Annotated in this window: 16 protein-coding genes and 1 riboswitch; of the genes, 15 read left to right on the top strand and 1 reads right to left on the bottom strand. The window is 47.9% G+C overall.

Annotated features, from left to right (window positions below; genetic code table 11):
- Positions 1–27 precede the first annotated feature (27 nt).
- The 5 genes from V1499_RS15935 to V1499_RS15915 all read left to right on the top strand — a co-directional run bounded on the left by V1499_RS15935 (position 28) and on the right by V1499_RS15915 (position 6,045).
- Positions 28–801, top strand: a complete 774-nt coding sequence (locus tag V1499_RS15935; protein WP_409270856.1) for an electron transfer flavoprotein subunit beta/FixA family protein — start codon at positions 28–30, stop codon at positions 799–801.
- Between the two features lie 87 nt (positions 802–888).
- The gene (locus V1499_RS15930; protein ID WP_409270855.1) at positions 889–1,866 is read left to right on the top strand and encodes an electron transfer flavoprotein subunit alpha/FixB family protein; all 978 of its coding nucleotides are present in this window, start codon (positions 889–891) and stop codon (positions 1,864–1,866) included.
- A gap of 178 nt (positions 1,867–2,044) precedes the next feature.
- A complete protein-coding gene (gene trxA, locus V1499_RS15925; RefSeq protein ID WP_316570900.1) occupies positions 2,045–2,359 on the top strand; it encodes a thioredoxin in 315 nt (104 codons plus the stop codon).
- Between the two features lie 321 nt (positions 2,360–2,680).
- A complete protein-coding gene (gene uvrC / locus V1499_RS15920) occupies positions 2,681–4,453 on the top strand; it encodes an excinuclease ABC subunit UvrC (protein WP_409270854.1) in 1,773 nt (590 codons plus the stop codon).
- Between the two features lie 69 nt (positions 4,454–4,522).
- Positions 4,523–4,702: riboswitch (Lysine riboswitch) on the top strand.
- 113 nt (positions 4,703–4,815) lie between these two features.
- Positions 4,816–6,045, top strand: a complete 1,230-nt coding sequence (locus V1499_RS15915) for an aspartate kinase (protein WP_409270853.1) — start codon at positions 4,816–4,818, stop codon at positions 6,043–6,045.
- A gap of 323 nt (positions 6,046–6,368) precedes the next feature.
- On the opposite strand, the gene V1499_RS15910 is transcribed toward V1499_RS15915, so the two are convergent.
- On the bottom strand, positions 6,369–6,809 hold the full coding sequence (locus V1499_RS15910) for a YslB family protein (RefSeq protein ID WP_409270852.1): 441 nt from the start codon (positions 6,807–6,809) through the stop codon (positions 6,369–6,371).
- 349 nt (positions 6,810–7,158) lie between these two features.
- On the opposite strand from V1499_RS15910, the gene V1499_RS15905 reads away from it, so the two are divergent.
- The 10 genes from V1499_RS15905 (at position 7,159) to rph (ending at position 15,710) form a co-directional block, all read left to right on the top strand.
- Positions 7,159–7,767, top strand: a complete 609-nt coding sequence (locus V1499_RS15905) for a succinate dehydrogenase cytochrome b558 subunit (RefSeq protein ID WP_409270851.1) — start codon at positions 7,159–7,161, stop codon at positions 7,765–7,767.
- A gap of 47 nt (positions 7,768–7,814) precedes the next feature.
- On the top strand, positions 7,815–9,572 hold the full coding sequence (gene sdhA, locus V1499_RS15900) for a succinate dehydrogenase flavoprotein subunit (protein WP_409270850.1): 1,758 nt from the start codon (positions 7,815–7,817) through the stop codon (positions 9,570–9,572).
- A 6-nt stretch (positions 9,573–9,578) separates the two neighbouring features.
- The gene (gene sdhB, locus V1499_RS15895; RefSeq protein ID WP_409270849.1) at positions 9,579–10,370 is read left to right on the top strand and encodes a succinate dehydrogenase iron-sulfur subunit; all 792 of its coding nucleotides are present in this window, start codon (positions 9,579–9,581) and stop codon (positions 10,368–10,370) included.
- Between the two features lie 158 nt (positions 10,371–10,528).
- Positions 10,529–11,134, top strand: a complete 606-nt coding sequence (locus tag V1499_RS15890) for a class D sortase (RefSeq protein ID WP_409270848.1) — start codon at positions 10,529–10,531, stop codon at positions 11,132–11,134.
- Positions 11,135–11,237: 103 nt separating this feature from the next.
- Complete coding sequence (locus V1499_RS15885; protein ID WP_409270847.1) at positions 11,238–11,702, top strand: acyl-CoA thioesterase; 465 nt, start codon at positions 11,238–11,240, stop codon at positions 11,700–11,702.
- Between the two features lie 111 nt (positions 11,703–11,813).
- Positions 11,814–12,038: a helix-turn-helix domain-containing protein gene (locus V1499_RS15880; RefSeq protein WP_048825928.1), complete on the top strand. Its 225-nt coding sequence runs from the start codon at positions 11,814–11,816 to the stop codon at positions 12,036–12,038.
- A gap of 152 nt (positions 12,039–12,190) precedes the next feature.
- Positions 12,191–12,646, top strand: coding sequence for a MarR family winged helix-turn-helix transcriptional regulator (locus V1499_RS15875; RefSeq protein WP_409276315.1), 456 nt, complete (start codon positions 12,191–12,193; stop codon positions 12,644–12,646).
- A gap of 10 nt (positions 12,647–12,656) precedes the next feature.
- Positions 12,657–13,454: a glutamate racemase gene (gene racE, locus V1499_RS15870; RefSeq protein WP_409270846.1), complete on the top strand. Its 798-nt coding sequence runs from the start codon at positions 12,657–12,659 to the stop codon at positions 13,452–13,454.
- Positions 13,455–13,796: 342 nt separating this feature from the next.
- On the top strand, positions 13,797–14,849 hold the full coding sequence (locus V1499_RS15865; protein ID WP_409270845.1) for a GerMN domain-containing protein: 1,053 nt from the start codon (positions 13,797–13,799) through the stop codon (positions 14,847–14,849).
- Between the two features lie 105 nt (positions 14,850–14,954).
- Positions 14,955–15,710 carry a ribonuclease PH gene (rph, locus tag V1499_RS15860; protein WP_409276314.1) on the top strand — a complete coding sequence of 252 codons (756 nt, stop codon included), beginning with the start codon at positions 14,955–14,957 and terminating at the stop codon, positions 15,708–15,710.
- The last annotated feature ends 11 nt before the right edge of the window (positions 15,711–15,721 follow it).

Below are 15,721 nucleotides of genomic sequence, written 5' to 3'. Positions count from 1 at the left end.
AACTGAATTTTGGGAGGGGAAAGCAGTATGAATATTTTTGTGCTAATGAAAAGGACATTTGATACGGAAGAAAAAATTTCGTTGTCTGGCGGGAAAATCAATGAGGATGGCGCGGAATTCATTATTAACCCTTATGACGAATATGCCATCGAGGAAGCAATCCAGGTAAGGGACGCACATGGCGGAGAAGTAACTGTTGTGACAGTTGGAACAGAAGAGGCCGAAAAGCAGCTGCGGACCGCATTGGCAATGGGTGCTGATAAAGCCGTTTTGATCAACACGGAGGATGATATCGAGTACGGCGACCAATTTACGACAGCAAAAATTCTTGCTGAATTTTTAAAGGACAAAGAAGCAGACCTTGTCCTTTCCGGAAACGTGGCAATTGATGGCGGCTCTGGCCAGGTTGGCCCCCGGGTTGCGGAGCTCCTCGGAATCCCGTATGTAACGACTATCACCAAGCTTGAAATTGAAGGCGGGACGGCAAAGCTCGTCCGCGATATCGAAGGGGATTCGGAAGTGGTAGAAGCTTCACTGCCGCTGCTCGTCACCGCCCAGCAAGGGTTGAACGAGCCCCGTTATCCATCACTTCCGGGAATTATGAAGGCTAAAAAGAAGCCGCTTGATGAACTGGAACTGGATGACCTAGATCTTGAGGAAGATGACGTCGAAGCGAAAACCAAAACAATCGAAATCTTTTTGCCTCCAAAGAAAGAAGCGGGAAGGGTCCTTCAGGGCGATTTGCAGGAGCAAGTAAAAGAGCTTGTCCAGCTGCTCCATACGGAAGCAAAAGTCATTTAACCGCATTTCTTTCACCCAGGGTAAATAAAACATGAAAATGAAATTGACAACGAAAGCAAGATTGAAAATGCGTAGGAGGTAGAGGATATGGCGAGAAAAGTGTTGGTTTTGGGAGAAGTACGCGATGGTTCGCTCAGGAACGTCTCTTTTGAAGCGATTGCCGCGGCGAAAACGATAGCCGAGGGCGGAGAAGTTGTCGGCGTTCTGATTGGCGATGCTGTAAGCGCTTTAGGGAATGAGCTTTATCAATATGGAGCTGACAAAGTTCTGGCAGTAGAAGACGAAAAGCTGAAAAACTATACACCGGACGGTTTTTCACAGGCGCTCATGGCGGTTCTGGATTCCGAAAAACCGGAAGGCATTATCTTGGGCCATACAGCCATGGGCAAGGACCTGGCTCCAAAAATCGCCGCGAAGCTAGGGAGCGGGCTCATTTCCGATGTGACTGCAGTCGAGGACGCAGGCGGAAACATTGTGTTCACAAGGCCGATTTATTCAGGTAAGGCTTTTGAAAAGAAAATCATTACCGATGGGCTGATTTTTGCGACAATAAGGCCGAACAATATTGCTCCGCTTGAGAAGAATGACGCGGCAACCGGAACAGTGGCGGCTGTCACAGTGGAAATCAAGGATTTGCGGACTATCGTAAAAGAAGTTGTCCGAAAGGCAAGTGAGGGAGTCGACCTTTCTGAAGCGAAGGTTGTTATCGCTGGGGGACGCGGCGTAAAAAGTGCTGAAGGATTTAAACCGCTGAATGAGCTGGCGAATGTCCTGGGCGGCGCGGTTGGAGCTTCACGGGGCGCATGTGACGCGGACTATTGCGACTATTCGCTCCAGATTGGCCAGACAGGCAAGGTCGTCACACCGGACCTTTATATTGCCTGTGGCATTTCAGGGGCAATCCAGCATTTGGCCGGCATGTCGAACTCGAAGGTAATTGTGGCCATCAACAAGGACCCGGAAGCAAATATTTTCAAAATTGCCGATTATGGGATTGTCGGCGACTTGTTCGAGGTCGTTCCTCTTTTGACCGAGGAATTTAAAAAGCTGAAAATCCATTCCTAAGCGTGGGCTTGAAAAAGGGCGGATCCAATCCGCTCTTTTTTCTTTAAACAGCCACACGACACGGGAATAGCCTAGGCGTGGCCAGGGCAGGATAAAGCAGAAACATATTATTAGCGTGCCCCCCTGAATGGTGGTATACTTTCGTTAGATTTCAGTATCAATTTAGGAGGCTATTTTTATGGCAATTTCAAATGTAACAGACCAGAATTTCGCTGGTGAAATCGGTTCAGGCCTTGTTCTTGTAGATTTTTGGGCGCCTTGGTGCGGGCCTTGCAAAATGATTGCTCCAGTTCTTGAGGAAGTCGATTCCGAAATGGGCGACAAAGTGAAAATCGTTAAGCTGGATGTTGACGAAAACCCTGAAACATCCGCAAAATACGGCGTAATGAGCATCCCAACTTTGCTCGTATTCAAAGACGGCGAACAGGTTGACAAAGTTGTTGGCTACCAGCCAAAGGAAAACCTTGTAAGCCTTCTCGAAAACCATCTGTAAAATCCATCCCCTGGCCAATCATGGCCGGGGGTTTTTTTGCAAAAAATACAGCTTTACCGGGTTCGAATTTAGAATCTCCGAGTTCCAAACTTTCATGGAAAATAGTCACCCACAATGTATTTTTGTACGATTCAGGGATATATGAAGATGAAGCGATCCTGTAGACGGTAAAAGTGGCCGAGGATTCATTGAGCAGGGGGTAGACATCCATGGTAAAATTGAAAAAGTGGGGGAGTACCATTCAAACCCCTGTTTGAGCCGGTTTACAGTGATTTCACCTTATATAGATTGAAAAAGCAATAAAAGGGGGTGGACAACTTTATGAATGAAATTATTAAGCAAAAACTCGCCCTGCTGCCAGACCAGCCTGGATGTTATTTAATGAAGGACAGGCAAGGGACGATTATCTATGTTGGTAAGGCGAAGGTGTTGAAAAATAGGGTTCGTTCCTATTTCTCCGGGTCGCATGACGCGAAGACACAGCGGCTGGTCGGGGAAATCGAAGACTTTGAATACATTGTCACCTCTTCGAATATTGAGGCGCTCATCCTTGAACTGAATTTGATCAAGAAACACGATCCCAAATACAATATCATGCTCAAGGACGACAAGACGTATCCTTTCATCAAGCTGACAGCAGAGCGCCATCCGAAACTGATCATTACGAGGAAAGTAAAGCGTGACAAAGGGAAGTATTTCGGCCCCTACCCAAACGTCCAGGCGGCGAATGAAACGAAAAAGCTGCTTGATAGGATTTACCCGCTCAGGAAGTGCGCGACGCTTCCCGACCGCGTCTGCCTTTATTATCACCTCGGGCAGTGCTTGGCACCATGCGTAAAGCAGGTGCCGGAATCGGAGTACAAACAGATGACCGATGAGATTACAAGGTTCCTGAATGGCGGCTACAAGGAAATCAAAAAAGAACTTACCGAGAAAATGACGCAGGCCGCGGAGCAGCTTGATTTCGAGCGGGCGAAGGAGTTCAGGGACAAGATTGCTCATATCGAAGCGACGATGGAAAAACAGAAAATGACGACGACCGATTTTACCGATCGCGACGTTTTTGGGTATGCTGTCGACAAGGGCTGGATGTGTGTCCAGGTGTTTTTTGTGCGGCAAGGAAAGCTCATTGAGCGCGATGTTTCCCTTTTCCCTGTTTACGGCGAGCCAGAGGAAGAAATGCTGACTTTCCTTGGACAGTTTTACTCGAAGGCAAACCACATCAAGCCACGGGAAGTCCTTATCCAGGACAGCGTGGACTGCCAGACGGCGGAGCAGCTGCTGGAAGTAAAGGTGCTCCAGCCGCAGCGCGGACCAAAAAAGGACCTCGTCAAACTGGCCGTAAAAAATGCACAGATTGCCCTCAATGAAAAGTTTTCGCTTATTGAACGGGATGAAAACCGAACCATCAAGGCTGTCGACAATCTTGGCGCGCTGCTCGGCATCCATACCCCGAACCGGATCGAGGCGTTCGACAACTCGAACATTCAGGGAACCGACCCGGTATCGGCGATGGTCGTGTTCATGGACGGAAAGCCCTATAAAAAGGAATACCGAAAATACAAAATCAAATCGGTTAAAGGCCCGGATGATTATGAATCGATGCGGGAAGTGGCGCGAAGAAGATACTCCCGCGCCTTGAAGGAAGGCCTTCCGCTTCCGGACATGATTATCATCGATGGCGGGAAGGGACATGTCGAGGCAGTAAGAGACGTCCTTGAGAACGAACTCGGGCTAGATATTCCACTTGCCGGCCTCGTAAAGGATGAAAAGCACAAAACATCCCAGCTTCTGTACGGTAATCCGCTTGAAATCGTTCCATTGCCGCGCAACAGCCAGGAGTTTTACCTGCTGCAGCGGATCCAGGATGAGGTCCATAGGTTTGCGATCACCTTCCATAGGCAGCTTCGCGGAAAGAGCGCCTTCCAATCAATATTGGATTCAATTCCGGGGATTGGTGAAAAGCGGAAGAAGCTCCTTCTTAAAAATTTTGGTTCGGTGAAAAAAGTGAAGGAAGCTACTCCGGAGGAAATCACACGCATCGGTATACCAGGGCCTATCGCCGAAGAACTTTTGAAAAAATTGAACTCTTAGGGTTGGCGAATAAAAAACGGCTGTGCTATAATGATGGATAATTTCATATACTATCACTTTGAATTCTAAAGTGAAGGTAGAGGCGCGGGCTTCAAGAGTAAAAATCCGGAGAAGAATGGATTCCGTGAAGGATTTTGAAAGGGGAGACCGCCGAAGCGGCGAATGGATCCATTCCGGACGCTTGCTGGTCCTGCATTGAATAAGTGCAGGATTGTCAGGGTTTACTAATCCTGGAGGGCTATCTCACATAGATGCGTAGAATATTTTCACGTATCCGGGCAATGAGATATCTCTCATTGCCCTTTTTGTTTGTGCAGATACTTACTTAAAAAGGAAACCAGCAAAGGAAAGTAGGGGAAACAGTGGCGATTATTGTACAGAAATTCGGCGGCACCTCGGTTGGGACGCCGGAACGGATCATGAATGTAGCAAGGCGTGTAATCGAAGAATCCGAACTAGGTAACAGTGTAACGGTCGTCGTTTCGGCGATGGGAAAAACAACGGATGAACTTGTGGGGCTTGCGAAGCAAATTACCCCATCCCCTTCAAAACGGGAAATGGACATGCTCCTTACAACCGGCGAACAGGTAACCATCTCGCTCCTTGCAATGGCCCTGAACGCTCTCGGCAAGGAGGCCGTTTCTTTTACAGGCTGGCAGGCCGGGATAAAGACTGAAGATGTTCACGGCAACGCCCGAATTATGGATGTCGAACCACAACGGGTGCTGAATGTTCTTGAGGAAGGAAAAGTGGCGATTGTCGCTGGTTTCCAGGGAATTACGGGCCAAGGGGAAATTACGACACTTGGACGCGGCGGTTCGGATACGACAGCCGTTGCCCTTGCAGCGGCCCTTAAAGCAAGCCGCTGCGATATTTATACGGATGTTACCGGAGTATTCACGACAGACCCTAGGATTGTGAAAAGCGCGAGAAAGCTGCTCTCCATTTCCTATGACGAGATGCTTGAGCTTGCCAATCTTGGCGCAGGCGTCCTGCATCCAAGGGCGGTCGAATTTGCAAAGAATTACGGCATTCCGCTTGTAGTGCGGTCTAGCATGGTGAAAGAAGAAGGGACAATGATCGAGGAGGAAGTATCCATGGAAGAAAATTTAATTGTTCGCGGAGTCGCATTTGAAGATCAAATTACACGGGTTTCGGTAATGGGGCTGGCTGAATCGCTGAACGGCCTGCCAGCAATCTTTGCTTCGCTAGCCAAAAATGGCATTAACGTAGATATCATCATTCAAAATATTACTGGTGACGGAACGGCCAACCTTTCTTTCTCCATCAAAACGGAAGATCTTGAGAAAACGATTGAAGTCCTTGAAGCAAGCCGAAAAGCTTTGGGCTATGGGAAAATTGAAACGGAAACAGGCCTCTCGAAAGTTTCGATCGTCGGCTCGGGGATGGTATCGAATCCGGGCGTCGCAGCGCAAATGTTTGGAGTTTTGGCGGATAAAGGCATCCGGATAAAAATGGTCAGCACATCGGAAATCAAGGTTTCCGCTGTAATTGAAGATACATTCATGGTTCCCGCGGTTGAAGCGCTCCATGATGCGTTTGCCCTTTCAGGCACCGGAATCCATGCGTAGAATTCAATGGAAAAAGCCCCCTTTTCATACGTGAAGGGGGCTTTTAAAAGATATGAACGTATGAAAATTTGTCTAGCTCCAGCGCCCAGCGCCTAGTGTACTTCGGTCCCCTCGCTACGATAAGTCAACATCGATTCGCATCCGCTCATCGTGTTTCCTTTATCCCACCATTAAGGGACAGTAAGCCCTAGAGGGCAACTGTCCCTAAAGGTCCGATTTGTTCAACTAACCATCAGCGGAAAAACACCGCTGATGGAAGTTTCACTTTATCTCCATCGGGGCCCTCCAGTCCATACGGCGCTTAACGGGCGATTACGCTTTTCTTACACCGGGTCCTTGCTATCCCACTTGACAGTGAAGACAGCGATTCTAGATTGTTTGACAGGATGCTCAAAGGCTTCGGCTGTTACGCCTTTTTGGAATTCAATTTGCTGGGCGAGGAATCCGGCCTCAAGCTGGAAATATGACTCCGCTTTGGAGGATACCCGGGAAGGAAGGAGGACAGCGCCCAATACGAATTCCATTTCATTTTTCGATTCTTTACGGATGTCCAAATGGCCCCATGATGCCCGGGCAAAAAAAGTTTTAACCTCATCAATTGTCTTCAACGGATATTTTCTGGCAAGCAGTTTTCCTGCCCAATAAAGGAGTTCCGGGGCTTGCTTGCCAAGAAGTTCTGGCAAAAGGATTTCCCTGATCAATTCATAGCCAAATTTGGTCACAGTTTCAGTCGGTTGCAAATCTGAAGTGGTTTGTTCTTTCAAAAGACTCCCTCTCTTTCTATCACTCTATTATTATATACATTTTTTCTGTTTATAAGCGTAAAAATATTAACAATCCAACATTTTTTGGGCGGCCAAGCCTGTTTTATTTTACCCAACAAAGGCGCGCTGCAAGGGTTTTTGTCACAATCTTTTAACGTTATATCAGTATATTTCTAACATTTCGTAAATAGAAGAAATAATGTATCCGTTTCCTTGACGCTCTCTTCCAGTGGCGGTAAAATGAACATGTCACAGGGATGTAACTAAAGGTTCATAACTTTTTCACAATGATGATAGGTTTATATTCTCAGAGGGGAGCCTTCATCGCACTAACTTAGGGGGTATGATTATGGCGGGTAACAGAGAGTTTTTTAACCGCAGGCTTCATTCACTGCTGGGCGTTATCCCGGTCGGGGTTTTCCTTATCCAGCACCTGTTCGTGAACTATTCTGCAACAGGAGGGCCGGAGTCATTCAACAGGGTAGCGGATTTCATGGGGAATCTTCCATTCCGTCTTGTCCTTGAAACAGTAATTATTTATCTTCCTCTGCTTTACCATGCAATTTACGGGCTTTATATCGCTTTTACTGCTGACAATAATCCTGTCAGGTATGGGTATTTCCGGAACTGGATGTTTACCCTGCAGCGTGTCACGGGGATTATTACGCTAATTTTTGTCAGCTGGCACGTTTGGGAAACAAGGGTTGCCGCTGCGTTTGGAGCCACTGTAAATTATAACATGATGGCAGACATTTTAAGCTCTCCTTTCATGGTTGTTTTCTACTTTATAGGGGTTATTTCTACTATTTTTCATTTCGCGAACGGGCTTTGGTCGTTCTTTGTCAGCTGGGGGATTACAGTGACACCACGCTCACAAAGGATTTCCACCTATTTTACGATAGGCCTCTTTTTTGCCCTTTCCTTTGTCGGGATTCGCGCCATACTAGCGTTTATGTAATCTGACGGGCCTGATAGACTTGGAATTAATTAGGGAGTGACTTTTGAATGGCAAAAGGAAAGATTATTGTTGTCGGAGGCGGGCTTGCCGGATTGATGGCGACCATCAAGGCAGCTGAAGCCGGGGCGCAGGTTGAACTGTTTTCACTTGTACCGGTAAAGCGTTCCCACTCCGTATGTGCACAGGGCGGCATTAACGGCGCCGTCAATACAAAAGGTGAAGGCGACTCCCCTTGGGAGCACTTTGACGATACGGTATACGGTGGCGACTTCCTCGCCAACCAGCCTCCTGTCAAGGCAATGTGTGAGGCTGCGCCTGGTATTATCCATTTGTTCGACCGGATGGGCGTTATGTTCAACAGGACGCCAGAAGGCCTTCTTGATTTCCGCCGCTTTGGCGGAACACAGCATCACCGTACCGCATTTGCCGGAGCCACAACCGGGCAGCAGCTTCTTTATGCGCTGGATGAACAGGTGCGCCGCTATGAAGTGTCCGGCCATGTAACAAAGTATGAAGGATGGGAATTCCTCGGAGCGGTTGTTGATGAAGAAGGGACTTGCCGCGGAATTACGGCGCAAAACCTTACTTCGATGGAAATAAAAGCGTTTCCGGCCGATGCCGTCATCATGGCGACCGGCGGGCCTGGGATCATTTTTGGAAAATCGACAAACTCGATCATCAACACCGGATCTGCCGCAGCGATTGTGTACCAGCAGGGTGCATACTATGCGAACGGCGAATTCATCCAGATTCACCCGACAGCAATTCCCGGCGATGACAAGCTCCGCCTGATGAGTGAATCCGCGCGCGGTGAAGGCGGACGTATTTGGACATACAAGGATGGGAAGCCATGGTACTTCCTTGAAGAAAAGTATCCGGCATACGGAAACCTAGTTCCAAGGGATATCGCGACACGTGAAATCTTTGATGTGTGCGTAAACCAAAAGCTCGGCATTAACGGAGAAAACATGGTCTACCTCGACCTATCCCATAAAGATCCGCATGAACTTGACATCAAGCTTGGAGGAATCATTGAAATCTATGAGAAATTCATGGGTGATGACCCTCGCAAGGTTCCTATGAAAATCTTCCCTGCGGTCCACTATTCAATGGGCGGCCTGTGGGTCGATTATGATCAAATGACAAACATTCCAGGCCTGTTCGCGGCCGGTGAATGTGATTATTCCCAGCACGGCGCGAACCGCCTCGGCGCAAACTCGCTCCTTTCCGCGGTTTTTGGAGGGATGGTTGCCGGCCCGAATGCGGTACGCTACATTAACGGCCTTGAAAAGAGCGCGGAAGCGGTTGAAAGCTCTGTCTTCGATAGCCATGTCCGTGAAGAAGAAGCGAAGTGGAATCACATCATGTCGCTAAACGGCACGGAAAACGCCTATGTCCTCCATAAGGAGCTGGGTGAGTGGATGACGGACAACGTGACGGTTGTACGCCATAACGACAAGCTGCGCCAGACGGACGAGAAAATTAAGGAACTTCTTGAAAGATATGAAAATATCGATATCAACGATACAGCAAAATGGAGCAACCAGGGAGCAGTGTTTACCCGCCAGCTTCAAAATATGCTCCAGTTGGCGCGTGTTATCACGATTGGAGCATTGAACCGTGACGAGAGCAGGGGGGCGCACTATAAGCCGGATTTCCCTGAACGTGACGATGACAACTTCCTTAAAACGACAATGGCAAAGTTTGTTGGCCCGAAATCTGCTCCGGCTTTCCATTATGAAGATGTCGATACTTCATTGATCCAGCCGCGTAAGCGCGATTATTCGAAAAAGAAAGGGGAGTAGAAACGGATGACTGAAACAATGGCAGCCGAAAAGACTGCAACTGCAGCCAGGACAGTCAAGTTTATCATCACACGCCAGGACACACCGAATTCCGCCCCTTATGAAGAAACGTTTGTCCTGCCTTACAGACCAAATATGAATGTTATTTCCGCATTGATGGAAATCCGCAGGAACCCAGTCAATGTAGATGGGAAGAAGATTACTCCGATCGCTTGGGAAATGAACTGCCTGGAAGAGGTTTGCGGAGCGTGCTCAATGATTATCAACGGGAAGCCGCGCCAATCCTGCACAGCGCTGATTGACAAGCTTGAACAGCCAATCCGCCTTGCACCGATGAAGACATTCCCTGTTGTCCGTGACCTTCAGGTTGACCGGAGCAGAATGTTTGATTCCCTTAAAAAAGTAAAAGCGTGGATTCCGATTGATGGAACGTATGATCTGGGCCCTGGCCCGCGCATGCCTGAAACGAAACGCCAGTGGGCATATGAGTTGTCGAAGTGCATGACGTGCGGTGTTTGCCTTGAGGCTTGTCCGAATGTAAACAGCAAGTCCGATTTCATCGGGCCTGCCCCGCTATCCCAGGTTCGCCTGTTCAATGCCCATCCAACGGGCGAAATGAACAAAGCGGAAAGGCTGAATGCCATTATGGGTGAAGGTGGGCTTGCCAGCTGCGGAAACTCGCAGAACTGCGTCCAATCCTGCCCGAAAGGCATTCCGCTAACGACTTCGATTGCCGCACTTAACCGCGAAACGACATTCCAGTCATTCCGCAACTTCTTCGGAAGCGACCATGCGTAACAGTATTATACTTTTAAAAGCTGTCCCAACAATTGGGGCAGCTTTTTTGTATTTTGGAAGTGGTGGGGAGGGGCGCGCAGGTTTAAAAGCGGTATACCGATTATGCAGGATTTTGCTATAATTGTAGGAAGGAGTTTAAGCGGAATGGAGGGGAAGCATTGAAAGGAAAGGCGATCTTGCCATTGATCTTTATTTTCACAGGCATAGCGGTTCTTACGGCCGGGGGCTTTCAACTTGTAGAGACGAAGGTGAAAAGCGGGCAATCGCTGGAGGAAGCCAGAAGGCTCGTTAAAAGTGAACCGGATGCAGTCGCGGCCGAAGAACCCGGAAAAGAGGCGGCTGAGCAATCCAATAAACCGGAATTTGGTGAAGTTGTCGGCCTCCTGGAAATACCCGCTATTCATTCCGAATTGGCGATTGTGGAAGGAACCGACCCTGATGACCTGAAAAAAGGCGTCGGCCATTATGAAGGCTCTTATTTTCCCGGTGAAGGTGGCCAGATTGTCCTATCCGGACATCGGGATACGGTATTCAGGCGCCTCGGCGAGTTGAAGGCCGGGGATGTATTAACTATCCGGATGCCAAATACGGACACACAATATGAAATCACTAACACGAAAATCGTCGACGCGGAAGACCGGTCCATTATTACCCTTCAGAAGGAGAAGGAGGAATTGATCGTCACCACGTGCTATCCGTTCAGTTATGTGGGAAACGCGCCCGAAAGATATATCATCTATGCGAAACCAGTGAAGAGCGAGTAAAGAACAATGCCTGGGAAGGTGCCATGGAAAAAGCTAATCTATCAAAAATCCTTCATGAAAGATATAATAAAATGAATGTATATTCATTCATTTTAAAAGGGGGATGGACGTGTCGAGAATTGGTTATATTCCCTCCATGCCAGAATGGGAACGGGAATTCATTTTTTATTATCCCGTAAAGGTTCGGTTTTCGGAAACAGACATGTTTGGGCATTTGAATAACACAGTTCCTTTCACTTATTTTGAATTGGCGAGGATTGAATTTTTTAAAGAAATCGGCTTCATGGGGGACTGGCTGAAACCCGGAAACCCCTACATTCCGGTTGTCGCCGACCTGCAGTGCGATTTTTTGAAACAGGTTTTTTTCGACGAAGAATTAAGGATTTACGTGAAGGCGGCCAAAGTTGGCACTTCTTCCGTCGACCTCCACTATATGGGGAAAAATGCGTCCGGACAAATATGTTTCACCGGCCGGGGGACAATGGTCCAGATATCGAGGGAAACCGGCAAAAGCGCGCCGTGGACGGACGAAATGAGGAACCTTCTCTTCAATCCTGGAAACCGCTAATCTTCAAGTAAAATCAGTCACTTATAATGTGGTTATTACATACTATATCGTGACTAAATATATACCCATCCCACGGTTCACAACTGGCGAAGGCAAGGAGGGTTACAATACTTGAAGGATAACGGATTCAGCCATAAACCATTACTCACCAAACGGGAAAGAGAAGTTTTCGAACTGTTGGTACAAGACAAAACAACAAAGGAAATCGCTGGTGATTTATATATAAGCGAGAAAACGGTTCGGAACCATATATCTAACGCCATGCAAAAGCTTGGTGTAAAAGGGCGTTCCCAGGCAGTTGTAGAGCTCCTACGAATGGGAGAACTTGAACTGTGATCTTGACCGGCTATCCGTCCTGGAGGCCGGTCTCAATTTTGAAAAGTGCAGTTTCCCTTGAAATTTTGCCGGAAAAAGTAGAAAATAAAAACAACCAGGGGGCGGAACTGTATCGCATCCTCCCCAAGGTTCCAGGATGGGAGTGGTTAAAGATGAAACAGGCTGAAACGGAAAAGCTTGATATGGATATAGTCGCAAGCATCGAGAAGGATCTTCGTTACATAGCTGGCATTATAAAGCAAAAGGGCCGGGAAATGCTCAGCAATTACACAATTACCCCGCCACAGTTCGTCGCGCTTCAATGGCTTCGTGAACATGGCGATATGACAATCGGCGAGCTGTCGAACAAAATGTACCTAGCGTTCAGCACGACAACCGACCTTGTAGACAGGATGGAGAAAAACAGCCTCGTGATGAGGGTGAAAGATCCTAAGGACCGCAGGGTGGTCAGGATCCACCTTCTTGAAGAAGGCGAGAGGATCATTGATGAAGTTATCAAAAAACGCCAGGAGTACTTGCAGGATATTTTAAAGAACTTTACATCAGAAGAAATTCAGCTTTTACACGGCAACATGAATAAATTGCATCATGAAATGCGAGGAAAATGAGGCGAGAGGATTGGAACAGCCAATAGGGATCATTGATTCGGGGGTAGGCGGCCTGACAGTCGCCAGGGAAGTGATGCGCCAGCTTCCAAAAGAAAAAATCATATACCTCGGAGATACGAAAAGATGCCCCTATGGACCCCGGCCGGTCCACGAGGTAAAAAAATTCACGTGGCAATTGACACGTTTTTTGCTAAAAAAAAATATAAAAATGCTGGTCATCGCCTGCAATACCGCAACAGCTGCTGTCCTGGATGATATCCGCCGGGAACTCGACATCCCTGTTGTTGGCGTTATTTATCCGGGAGCCAGGGCGGCTATTAAGAACACTGATAACTACCATATCGGAGTAATCGGGACGGTTGGCACGGTAAAAAGCGGGGCGTATGAAAAAGCGCTAAAGGCGCTGGTCAGCAGGGTATCGGTCCAAAGCCTTGCCTGCCCGAAATTCGTACCGCTTGTCGAGAGTGGCGAAGTGGACGGGGAACTGGCCAGAAGGGTTGTATCCGAGACGCTTCAGCCTTTGGTTGGTGAAAAGCTTGATACACTCATTTTAGGATGCACCCATTATCCTTTGCTGGAGCCCCTCATTAAGGAAGTAATGGGCAGCGGAGTGAAGGTAATCAGTTCCGGGGATGAGACAGCCCGCGAGGTCAGCACAATCCTCGATTACCGGGGAATGCTTGAAACAGGTGAAGGAAACCCCGATCATGAGTTTTATACAACCGGTTCAAATTTGATGTTTGCACGAATTGCATCCGATTGGCTTGGTTATGAAGTGAAAAATGTCAGGACAATTGGATTGGATTAGCGGACAAGCCTCCAGGAATGGGGGCTTTTTTCTATTTATATGCCTTTCAGCAACTATTTTAGGATAAAAATCGGGAGAAATTGCTTATAGTTAAAGGGACAAAAACGAGAATTGCTTTTTATTTAACGATTGCTGAAAGGTGCTCGACAACTCGCCAATAACGAGTTCAGCCGTCCAAATGCCCTGAATAAGTGAAAGTAAATCGCCGAAATCCCGATTAGCTGTAACTTATCTCCAATTCGCAGAGTTTTTTTACTGGGACATGATTTTCTTTTCGGGCGTGGTCTATTTTTAGCAAGGGCTCGTATACATGTAGTACAAACTGTCTCAGGAGGGATTCTCATGTCCAATAATAAAAAAACAGTCCTGGTATCGGCTGTTCTCGTTTCTTCAATTGTTTTGTCGGGGTGCGGGCTGTTTGGAGCGGAAACGGTGAAAAAAATTGACCCGCCAAAAAGTACGGCGTACACAAAGGATAGCGGACTGGCTAGCTCGATTAAGGACAATGCAGCTCCTGAAACCGAGGAAACAGTAAAAACGGAACTTTATCTTATTGATAAAAATGGCTATGTCGTATCCCAAACGCTAAACCTTCCGAAAACAACAGCAGTGGCTACCCAGGCAGTGAAATATCTCGTCGAAAACGGGCCGGTTTCGGAAATGCTGCCAAATGGATTTAGGGCGGTCCTTCCAGCCGATACAGAAGTTTCGGTAGACATTTCGAAGGATGGGGTAGCGACAGTCGATCTCTCGAAGGAATTCAAAAACTATCAACCTGAAGACGAGGGGAAAATCCTTCAGGCACTGACATGGACTCTCACGCAATTCGACTCGGTTAAAAAGGTAAAATTAAAAATGAACGGCCATGAATTGACCGAAATGCCAGTCAATGGGACCCCAATCATTGACACTCTCTCACGTGAATCCGGAATTAACATTGACACATCCGGCGTATCGGATTTAATGAATACACGTCCGGTGACTGTTTACTATATCGGTGGGGAAGAGGGCTCATACTATTATGTACCGGTAACACGCCGCGTCAGCAATAATGTCGCCAATTCAATCGAAGCGGCGGTGATGGAATTGGCGAAAGGCCCATCCTCCTCCAACCTAAATAGCCTATTCATGACCGATGTCAAACTTGTCGAAAAACCAAAAGTCGAGAACGGGAAGGTTACTCTGAACTTCAATGATGCCGTATACGGCGGATTCGATACGAAAATCATTTCCCAGCACCTCCTCGATGCCCTGGTCCTGTCGCTGACGGAACAGGAAGGAATCAAAGAGGTGGCGATACAGGTTAACGGAAAGGCGGAGCTTGTCAGGGAAGATGGCAAAAAACTCGCCGAGCCGGTTACGCGTCCTGAAAAAGTGAACACTGGCAGTTTTTAAATCATGAAATTTGTTATACTATATAATGAAATGAGAGAGGTTGGCCCGAAAAGCCGCCTCTTCTTTATTGATGAAACTAAACCGGGTATGCAGGGAGGAAATGGAATGCGTTTTGATGGCAGAGAGCCGCTGCAATTAAGGCCGATACATATTGACACGAATTTTTTAAAACACCCAGAAGGGTCTGTAATGATTTCGGTTGGGGATACGAGAGTCATCTGCACAGCCAGCATTGAAGAAAGGGTTCCTCCCTTTATGAGGGGCGAAGGCAAGGGCTGGATCACAGCCGAATATTCCATGCTGCCACGGGCGACTGAAACGCGCAACATCAGGGAATCTTCCAAGGGAAAGGTTTCCGGGCGGACGATGGAAATCCAGAGGCTGATTGGCAGGGCGCTGCGGGCGGTTGTCGACCTCGATGCGATTGGCGAAAGGACCGTCTGGATCGATTGCGATGTCATCCAGGCTGACGGAGGAACGAGGACCGCTTCCATTACAGGAGCCTTTGTTGCCATGGCCATCGCCTTGAATGGTTTGGTCGAAAAACGAGCGCTGGCCCGTTTTCCAATTACCGATTTTCTTGCTGCAACAAGTGTCGGCATTCTTGCCGATGGCCAGCCTGTTCTTGATTTGAATTATGTCGAGGACTCAAGCGCTTCGGTGGACATGAATGTCGTTATGACAGGAAATGGGGAATTCGTCGAACTTCAGGGTACGGGTGAAGAAGCGACTTTCTCGCGTGCCCAGCTTGCGCAAATGCTAGAGGCTGCGGAAACTGGCATGCTTGAACTGTTCGAAATGCAAAGAGCTGCGCTTGGCGAGGCCATTTCAGGTAAAATAGACAGTAACAAGATGAAGTAGGCAGGAGGAGA

It is taken from the genome of Neobacillus oceani (assembly GCF_046237595.1).
Classification (GTDB): Bacteria; Bacillota; Bacilli; order Bacillales; family Cytobacillaceae; genus Bacillus_D; species Bacillus_D oceani.
Note: the sequence above shows the minus strand (reverse complement) of the source record. Positions and strands in the feature narration are given on the sequence as shown.

Bases quoted from the DNA above. Each gene is read 5' to 3' on its own strand.
- V1499_RS15935 (WP_409270856.1), top strand. From the start codon at position 28: ATGAATATTTTTGTGCTAATGAAAAGGACATTTGATACGGAAGAAAAA.
- V1499_RS15930 (WP_409270855.1), top strand. From the start codon at position 889: ATGGCGAGAAAAGTGTTGGTTTTGGGAGAAGTACGCGATGGTTCGCTC.
- trxA (WP_316570900.1), top strand. From the start codon at position 2,045: ATGGCAATTTCAAATGTAACAGACCAGAATTTCGCTGGTGAAATCGGT.
- uvrC (WP_409270854.1), top strand. From the start codon at position 2,681: ATGAATGAAATTATTAAGCAAAAACTCGCCCTGCTGCCAGACCAGCCT.
- V1499_RS15905 (WP_409270851.1), top strand. From the start codon at position 7,159: ATGGCGGGTAACAGAGAGTTTTTTAACCGCAGGCTTCATTCACTGCTG.
- sdhA (WP_409270850.1), top strand. From the start codon at position 7,815: ATGGCAAAAGGAAAGATTATTGTTGTCGGAGGCGGGCTTGCCGGATTG.
- sdhB (WP_409270849.1), top strand. From the start codon at position 9,579: ATGACTGAAACAATGGCAGCCGAAAAGACTGCAACTGCAGCCAGGACA.
- V1499_RS15885 (WP_409270847.1), top strand. From the start codon at position 11,238: ATGGACGTGTCGAGAATTGGTTATATTCCCTCCATGCCAGAATGGGAA.
- V1499_RS15875 (WP_409276315.1), top strand. From the start codon at position 12,191: ATGAAACAGGCTGAAACGGAAAAGCTTGATATGGATATAGTCGCAAGC.
- V1499_RS15865 (WP_409270845.1), top strand. From the start codon at position 13,797: ATGTCCAATAATAAAAAAACAGTCCTGGTATCGGCTGTTCTCGTTTCT.
- rph (WP_409276314.1), top strand. From the start codon at position 14,955: ATGCGTTTTGATGGCAGAGAGCCGCTGCAATTAAGGCCGATACATATT.